The 7,656-nt window shown below is 74.7% G+C and carries 9 protein-coding genes; 5 read left to right on the top strand and 4 right to left on the bottom strand.

Translation table 11 applies throughout. The features are described 5' to 3' along the window. Positions 1 to 467: DNA glycosylase family protein (locus tag AC5FZL_RS01110; protein ID WP_493616718.1), on the bottom strand; the 467-nt coding region annotated here is incomplete at its 3' end. Between the two features lie 107 nt (positions 468 to 574). Between AC5FZL_RS01110 and AC5FZL_RS01105 the strand changes: the two genes are divergently transcribed. From AC5FZL_RS01105 to rfbB, 4 genes are all read left to right on the top strand, one after another. Then, complete coding sequence (locus AC5FZL_RS01105) at positions 575 to 1,333, top strand: DUF3105 domain-containing protein (protein ID WP_493616717.1); 759 nt, start codon at positions 575 to 577, stop codon at positions 1,331 to 1,333. After that, complete coding sequence (locus AC5FZL_RS01100; protein ID WP_493616716.1) at positions 1,330 to 1,989, top strand: TIGR03089 family protein; 660 nt, start codon at positions 1,330 to 1,332, stop codon at positions 1,987 to 1,989. The genes AC5FZL_RS01105 and AC5FZL_RS01100 overlap by 4 nt, the downstream gene beginning before the upstream one ends. Positions 1,990 to 2,029: 40 nt before the next feature. Further along, positions 2,030 to 2,644: a dTDP-4-dehydrorhamnose 3,5-epimerase family protein gene (locus AC5FZL_RS01095; protein WP_493616715.1), complete on the top strand. Its 615-nt coding sequence runs from the start codon at positions 2,030 to 2,032 to the stop codon at positions 2,642 to 2,644. Positions 2,645 to 2,739: 95 nt separating this feature from the next. Then, complete coding sequence (gene rfbB / locus AC5FZL_RS01090) at positions 2,740 to 3,735, top strand: dTDP-glucose 4,6-dehydratase (RefSeq protein WP_493616714.1); 996 nt, start codon at positions 2,740 to 2,742, stop codon at positions 3,733 to 3,735. Between the two features lie 25 nt (positions 3,736 to 3,760). Here the strand turns inward: rfbB and rfbD are convergent, their stop codons facing one another. Further along, positions 3,761 to 4,606, bottom strand: coding sequence for a dTDP-4-dehydrorhamnose reductase (gene rfbD / locus AC5FZL_RS01085; protein WP_493616713.1), 846 nt, complete (start codon positions 4,604 to 4,606; stop codon positions 3,761 to 3,763). 115 nt (positions 4,607 to 4,721) lie between these two features. Here rfbD and rfbA point away from each other — a divergent pair, with 115 nt between their 5' ends. Continuing rightward, on the top strand, positions 4,722 to 5,591 hold the full coding sequence (gene rfbA, locus AC5FZL_RS01080; RefSeq protein WP_493616712.1) for a glucose-1-phosphate thymidylyltransferase RfbA: 870 nt from the start codon (positions 4,722 to 4,724) through the stop codon (positions 5,589 to 5,591). Positions 5,592 to 5,595: 4 nt separating this feature from the next. On the opposite strand, the gene AC5FZL_RS01075 is transcribed toward rfbA, so the two are convergent. Next, on the bottom strand, positions 5,596 to 6,537 hold the full coding sequence (locus tag AC5FZL_RS01075; protein ID WP_493616711.1) for an NAD-dependent epimerase/dehydratase family protein: 942 nt from the start codon (positions 6,535 to 6,537) through the stop codon (positions 5,596 to 5,598). Continuing rightward, positions 6,534 to 7,640 carry a glycosyltransferase gene (locus AC5FZL_RS01070; protein ID WP_493616710.1) on the bottom strand — a complete coding sequence of 369 codons (1,107 nt, stop codon included), beginning with the start codon at positions 7,638 to 7,640 and terminating at the stop codon, positions 6,534 to 6,536. The genes AC5FZL_RS01075 and AC5FZL_RS01070 overlap by 4 nt, the downstream gene beginning before the upstream one ends. Positions 7,641 to 7,656 lie beyond the last annotated feature (16 nt).

The following is a 7,656-nucleotide window of genomic DNA, read 5'->3' as shown; positions in this document are numbered from 1 at the left end:
AGGTCGCGCCAGGAGCGGTGGGCCTCGACGACGGTCACCACCTGCTCCACGGCCGCCCCGGCGAGGGCCTCGAAGACCGCCCGCGTGCGCAGCACCCGCAGACCCGGCCGGGCCCGCCACGCGGCGACCAGCCGCGGGTGCTCGGGCCGCGGGCGGAACCCCGCGTCGTCCTGGTCCTCCCCCAGCAGCTCCGGGACGCCGTCCAGCACCCACCCCGCCCCGGCGCCCCAGGCGCGGGCGAGGACGGCGCCCTCCGCGGGCAGGGCGCGCAGGGACAGCAGCGCCGGGCCGGCCGGGGTGCCCGTGGCCCACCACCACACCCCGTCGCCGTCGCGGCGGACGGCGGGGTCGCCCGCACCGCGGCGCAGCACCGAGACGGTGGCGGCCAGGTCGAGGTCGCGGGCGGGGCGCCAGCAGCGCTCGGCCGCCACGGCCGGGCCGCCGGGCCGGGGAAGGGCCTGTGACACGCGTCCCAGTGTCCCTGCTCCAGCGGTGCGTGCCGACCCCCTCCCGGCGCGGCGTTCCGTAGAGTCGGGGGTGACTCGGGGGCGGTCCCCGGCGGAGGAGAGACGACGTGGCCAAGGGCACCAAGGGCGCTTCCCGGGTTCCGGGGGGCGGCTCGGGCGGCAGCGGGCGCAGCGCCGAGGCGGAGCGCCGGGCGCGGCTGGAGCAGATGCGGCGCACCCAGCAGGCCGGGGAGCGCCGCCGGACGATGCTGATCGTCGGGGCGGCGGCCGCGCTGGTCGTCATCCTCGTCGCCGTGGTCGCGGTCGCCGTGGTCCGCCAGCAGCGCGCCCAGGACCCCCGTCGGATGGGCGTCGCGGCCGCGGCCGCGGACTGCTCCTCGCCGACCACGGAGTCGGCCAGCGGCGTCAGCGAGCACGTCGGGCCGGGCACCCCCAGCCCCGACGTCACCACCGTCGACTACACCACCGTCCCGGCGGTCTTCGGCGCCCACTTCGCCAGCCCCGCCTACCCGGCCGCGCCGTTCTACTCCGCGGACGACGTGCCGGCGGTGGAGACGCTGGTGCACAACCTCGAGCACGGCTACACCGTCGCCTGGTACTCCAGCGCCCTGCCCGCCGGCGAGCGCGAGCAGCTGCAGGAGATCGCCACGCAGGTGCGGACGCTGTCCGAGGCCGGCGGCAAGTTCATCGCCGCCCCCTGGGACGAGACCCGCGGCGAGATGCCCGAGGGCGCGACCGTCGGGCTGGCGCACTGGGGCGCGGAGGACGGCGTCCTGCAGCTGTGCGGCGCGGTCTCCGGTGAGGCGATCGCCGACTTCGTCGAGGCCCACCCCTCCTCGGACTCCCCCGAGCCCAACGGCGCATGACGCCCGAGCGCACCGCGGTGACCGTCGCGGGCCTGCTGGCGCGGGTGCGCGCCAGCGACCCGGGCCGTCCCCGCCTGACCTGGTACGGCGCGCACGGCGAGCGGGTGGAGCTGTCCGCGCGGGTGCTGGAGAACTGGGTGGCCAAGACGACCCACCTGCTCGTGGAAGAGCTGGACGCCGTCCCCGGCACGCGCGTGCACCTCGCCCTGCCCGCGCACTGGCGCTCGGTGGTCTGGGCGCTCGCGACAGCAGCGGTGGGCGCCGCGCCCAGCGGCCTCGAAGAGGCGGAGGTCGTCGTCACCGACCGCGCCGACGCCCCCGTGCCGGCCGGGGGCCTGCTCGTCGTCGTGGCGCTGCCGGCGCTCGCCTTCAGCGCCGGGCCAGGGCTGCCCCCGCGGGCGGTCGACTACAACGCCGAGGTCGCCGGGTACGGCGACGACCTGCCCCTCGTGGCCGGCGCCCTGCCGGTGGAGGTCTCCCGGGCGCTCGCGCCGCAGGAGCGGGTGCTGCTCGGCGCCGACGGGACCGACCCGGCCGCCGCGACCGCCGTCCTGCTCGACGCGCTCTCGGTGGACGGCTCGCTGGTGCTCCTCGGCCCCGGCGCTCCCGACGCCGAGCGGGTGGCGGAGCAGGAGCAGGTCACCCGCCGCGCCTGAGGCGCCGGGGCACCGCACGCGCCCCAGATACGGTGGTGCTGTGGACATCACCCCTCTGAGCATCGATGGCGCGTGGAGGATCACCCCCCGCCAGTTCCCCGACGGCCGCGGGGTGTTCCTCGAGGCGTACAAGGCGGAGGCCCTCGCCGAGGTCGTCGGGCGCCGCCTCGAGGTCGCGCAGGTCAACTGCTCGGTTTCGGACGCCGGGGTGCTGCGCGGCGTCCACTTCGCCGACGTGCCGCCCGGCCAGGCCAAGTACGTCACCTGCACGACCGGGGCGGTCCTCGACGTCGTCGTCGACGTCCGGGTCGGCTCCCCGACCTTCGGGCAGTGGGACTCGGTGCTGCTCGACGACGTCGACCGGCGCGCGGTGTTCCTCTCCGAGGGCCTCGGCCACGCGTTCTGCTCCCTGGCCCCGGGCAGCACCGTCACCTACCTGGTCTCCACCGGCTACGCCCCCGAGCGCGAGCACGGCATCCACCCGCTCGACCCCGAGGTCGGCATCGCGTGGCCGACCACGGCCCGCGACGGCTCGGAGCTCACCTGGCAGCTCTCCGCGAAGGACCAGGTGGCGCCCTCGCTCGCCGAGGCGCGGGCGCAGGGCGTGCTGCCGGACGCTGCGTCCGTCCGAGGCCACCTGCGCGCCCTGGCCTGATCGGGGCCGCCGGGGACGAATCCCGATATGCCGGACACCAGCACGGGTGACGGCTAGGGTCCTGCAGTCGTCCGTTCGGCTTTCGAGGAGTGCGCATGAAGCTGCTGGTCACCGGCGGAGCCGGGTTCATCGGGGCGAACTTCGTCCACCAGGTCGTGCGCGAGCACCCTGACGCCGAGGTCACGGTGCTCGACGCGCTGACCTACGCCGGCAGCCGGGCGTCGCTCGCGCCGGTCGCCGACGCGATCCGCTTCGTGCACGGCGACGTCACCGACGCGCCGCTCGTGGACTCCCTCGTGGCCCACGCCGACGCCGTCGTGCACTTCGCGGCCGAGTCGCACAACGACAACTCCCTGCACGACCCGTGGCCGTTCCTGCAGACCAACGTCGTCGGCACGTACACGCTGCTGCAGGCCGTGCGCGCCCACGACGTGCGCTACCACCACATCTCCACCGACGAGGTCTACGGCGACCTCGCCCTGGACGACCCGGCGCGCTTCACCGAGGCGACCCCGTACAACCCCTCGAGCCCGTACTCCTCGAGCAAGGCCTCCTCCGACCTGCTCGTGCGGGCCTGGGCGCGCTCGTTCGGGGTGCGCGCGACGATCTCGAACTGCTCCAACAACTACGGGCCCTACCAGCACGTCGAGAAGTTCATCCCGCGCCAGATCACCAACGTCCTCGACGGCGTGCGGCCCAAGCTCTTCGGCCAGGGCACGAACGTGCGCGACTGGATCCACGTCGAGGACCACAACGCCGCGGTCTGGACGATCCTGGAGCGCGGGGTGACCGGGGAGACCTACCTGATCGGCGCCGACGGGGAGAAGGACAACCGCGAGGTCGTCGGGCTCATCCTCGAGCTGACCGGGCAGGACGCCGACGCCTTCGACCTCGTCGCCGACCGTCCCGGCCACGACCTGCGCTACGCCATCGACTCCACGAAGCTGCGCACCGAGCTGGGCTGGACGCCGCGCTACGCCGACTTCCGCGACGGCCTCGCCGCCACCATCGCGTGGTACCGCGACCACGAGGAGTGGTGGCGCCCCCAGAAGGACGCCACCGAGACCAAGTACGCCAGCCTCGGACGCTGAGACGGCCGTCCGTGCTCGGGAGCGGTCAGCCCAGCACCGACGGCGCGGCGAGCGCCCAGCGCTCCTGCCAGGCGCCGATCCGCTCGACGCCGGCGGTGGCCAGGCCGGCGTGGCCCAGCACCGACCACGCCGGGCGCGGCGCCGGGCGCACGAACGCCTCGCTGGTGGTGGGCTTGACCGCGTCGGGGTCGAGCCCGGCCGCGGCGACCACGGCGCGCGCGAACCCGTACCAGCTCACCCGCCCCGCCGACGTGGCGTGGTGGACGCCGCCCGGCGCCTGCGCGTCGACCAGGTCGCGCACGAGCGCGGCGACGTCGCGGGTCCACGTGGGCTGGCCGACCTGGTCGTCGACGACGCTCACGGCGCCGCGCTCGGCCGCGACGCGGGCGATCGTCCTCGGGAAGCAGGCGCCCCCGGCGCCGTAGAGCCACGCGGTGCGCACCACGAGCGCGTCGGGGGCCTCAGCGCGCACGGCCCACTCCCCCGCCGCCTTGGTGCGCCCGTACGCCGAGCGCGGCGCGACCGGTGCGTCCTCGGCGTAGGGCTCGGCGGCGTCGCCGTCGAAGACGTAGTCGGTGGAGACGTGCACCAGCCGCGCCCCGGCGGCGCGGCAGGCGCGGGCGAGGCGGGCCGGCGCCACGGCGTTGAGCGCGAACGCCCCCGCCTCGTCGGCCTCGGCGTCGTCGACCGCCGTCCAGCCAGCGCAGTTCACCACCACGTCGTGCCCGGGCACCGCGGCGGCGAGCGCGGCGGCGTCCAGCACGTCGAGGTCGGCGCGCGCGGCCGCCGTCACGGCGTGGCCGGCCTCCCCGAGGACGGCGACGACGTCGCGGCCGAGCATCCCGCCGGCACCGGTCACGAGATAGCGCATGCGGTCACCCTAAGAGCCCGGCGCAGGGTCACGACGCACGACGCAAGACGCACGACGGGTCGACCGGCACAGACGACCGGCACCTCGCCGGGGGCCGGTGCCGCAGAATGGGCGGATGCGCGGAATCATCCTTGCCGGCGGAACCGGCTCTCGCCTCCACCCGATCACTCTCGGGGCCAGCAAGCAGCTGGTGCCGGTCTACGACAAGCCGATGATCTACTACCCGCTCTCGACGCTGATCCTGGCGGGCATCCGCGACGTCCTCATCATCACGACGCCGCACGACGCCGATCACTTCGCCCGACTCCTGGGCGACGGCTCGCAGTTCGGCATCTCGATCAGCTACGCCGTGCAGAAGGAGCCGAACGGGCTCGCCCAGGCCTTCGTCATCGGTGCGGACTTCGTCGGCACCGACTCCGTGTCGCTGGTCCTCGGCGACAACATCTTCTACGGGCCCGGCCTGGGCTCCCAGCTGCAGCGCTTCTCCAACATCGACGGCGCCGCCGTCTTCGCCTACTGGGTGGCGGACGCCAGCGCCTACGGGGTCGTGGAGTTCACGCCCGAGGGCCGAGCCGTGTCGCTGGAGGAGAAGCCGGCCAGCCCTCGGTCGAACTACGCCGTGCCGGGCCTGTACTTCTACGACAACGACGTGCTCGCCATCGCCCGCGACCTCGAGCCGTCGGCGCGCGGGGAGTACGAGATCACCGACGTCAACCGCGCCTACCTCGAGGCCGGCAAGCTGTCCGTCGAGGTGCTGCCGCGCGGCACCGCGTGGCTCGACACCGGCACCTTCGACTCCCTCCTCGACGCCGGCGCGTTCGTGCGCACGGTCGAGGAGCGCCAGGGCCTGAAGATCGGCGCCCCGGAGGAGGTCGCCTGGCGCCGCGGCTTCCTCACCGACGACGAGCTCCGCGAGCGCGCCCAGCCGCTGCTCAAGAGCGGGTACGGCACCTACCTGCTACACCTCCTGGAGCGGGGGCGCTGACGGGTCAGCCCGCAGCCGCTGCCGCCAGCCGCAGGTCCAGCAGGGTGCGGTGGATGCCGACCGGCAGGGGCGTCAGCGGACGGGCGTCCAACTGCGGCCACACGCGGGACGTGAAGCGCAGGCTGCGCACCTGGTACGCGGACGCCGGCGAGGCGCCCAGCACGACGCGCGGGGCGCGCTTGAACACCCGTCGGCACTCAGCGAGGACCGCCCCCAGGGTGACCCCCTGCTGCGAGGCCAGGATCTTGGTCAGGGCGACGGGCCCGGCGGCCGCACCGAGCCCGTCGAGCGCGTCCATGACCATGGCTGCGGCGTCATCCACGTAGACGTAGTCGCGCACGGTGTCGAGCGAGACGTAGATGTGGCTCGGCTGCCCCGTCACGTGCGCCCGGCAGATCTGGCTGATCACGCCCTGGGCCTTGTCGAGCCGCTGGCCGGGGCCATAGAGGTTGGCGATGCGCCCGACGAGCACTGAGATGCCGAAGCGCTCGGCGGCGGCGACAGCCAGGGCCTCGGCGGCGAGCTTCGCGTGCCCGTACGGGGCCAGCGGCCCCACCGGGCTCGCCTCGTCGTAAGCACCGCCGGGCACACCCGCGTAGACGCCCCCGGCCGAGGAGGCCAGGAACAGGGACCCCTCGCCCGCGCCGCGGGCCACCTCCGCGCCCAGGTCGTCCAAGAACCGCTCCAGGGTCGCCAGCTCGGCCTGGAGCTGGTCGGGCGCCGTGGCCACCACTCCCGCTCCCGCGCACCAGGCCACCTGCCAAGGCCCTTCATCAGCCCGGTCCAGGAGCGCCCGCACTCCCCCGCGCAGGGCAGCGGCAGCGGCATCCGGGTCCGCCCAGGGGACCGCGGTCGTCAGCACCGTGCGGTGGTGCGCCCGCGCACGTCGCACCACCGCCGAGCCGAGCAGCCCCCCGGCACCGACGACCCAGAGGGGGACCGTCACCGGCGGTCAGCTGGCGAGGAGCCCTGCGGGACCTGGGGTGCGGGCTCCGAGCGCCCGACGCCCGCGGCACCCGCTGCCCCGGTCGACCTGGTGGCCCTTCCCAAGGGGCCGTTGCCGGGATCGCTGACGATCACGTACAGGGGCTTCCCCATCGCCATGTTCACCGCGACGCCGAGGTACTCGGCGATGATGCCCAGCGAGAACAGCGTGGCACCGGTGCTCAGGAGCACGATGACGATGGTCGAGGTCCAGCCCTGGACAGGGACGTCGTCCCCCAGGAGCCGCTGTCCGAGTAGCGCCAGCGCGAGCACCACGCCGAGCACGGCGAATCCTGCGCCCAGCACGCTGACGAGGCGCAGCGGCCTCGTCCCGCTGGACACCACCATGCGCCAGAAGTGGGAACTGAGCGTGCGGAACGAGTATCCGGACTTCCGGTCCCCCTCGTCACGCAGGGCGACCGGCGCGGTCGTCACGCGGGAGGCGACCCAGCTGAGCGCGACGTCGAGGTAGACGCCGCCGCCTGCGTACGCCGCCACGCTGCGGCCCACCTCGCCCAGCACCAGCCGGAAGCTCTGGTACAGCGGGGCGTCCTTGCGGCCCATCACCGCGGCGAGCAGGCGCTTGCTCCCGCGCGAGGCGCCGTTGCGCAGGGCACCGTGCGATGCCGAGTTCGTCGGCGCGGCGTAGACGACGTCGGCCCGGTCGGCCAGCGCGGCATCGAGGAGCACTGGGATGTCGGCGGGGTCGTGCTGGCCGTCCTCGTCCAGGGTGACGATCCAGTCCCCACCCGCAGAGGCCATGCCGGCCAGGGTCGCCGGGTGCTGGCCGAAGTTGCGGCTCAACCAGACGGGGCGCACCACCGGGTGCGCGGCCGCGAGCTGACGTATCACCCGGTCCGAGCGGTCCGGCCCGTGGTCGTGAACCAGCAGCACCTCGGTCACCACGTAGTCGTGACCGGCCGGGCTCGTCCGCGGGACGGTGAGCGGCGCGATCTCGGCCAGCAGACCCGGGAGCGTCCGCTCACCCTGGTAGACGGGGATCACGACGGAGATGGCGTGCGGCGGAGCCGACCGCGGCGCGCCGTCCTGCGAGCTGGTCGTCACGGCCTCGACTGTAGCG

It is taken from the genome of Quadrisphaera sp. DVD1 (genome assembly GCF_058932755.1).
Note: the sequence above shows the minus strand (reverse complement) of the source record. Positions and strands in the feature narration are given on the sequence as shown.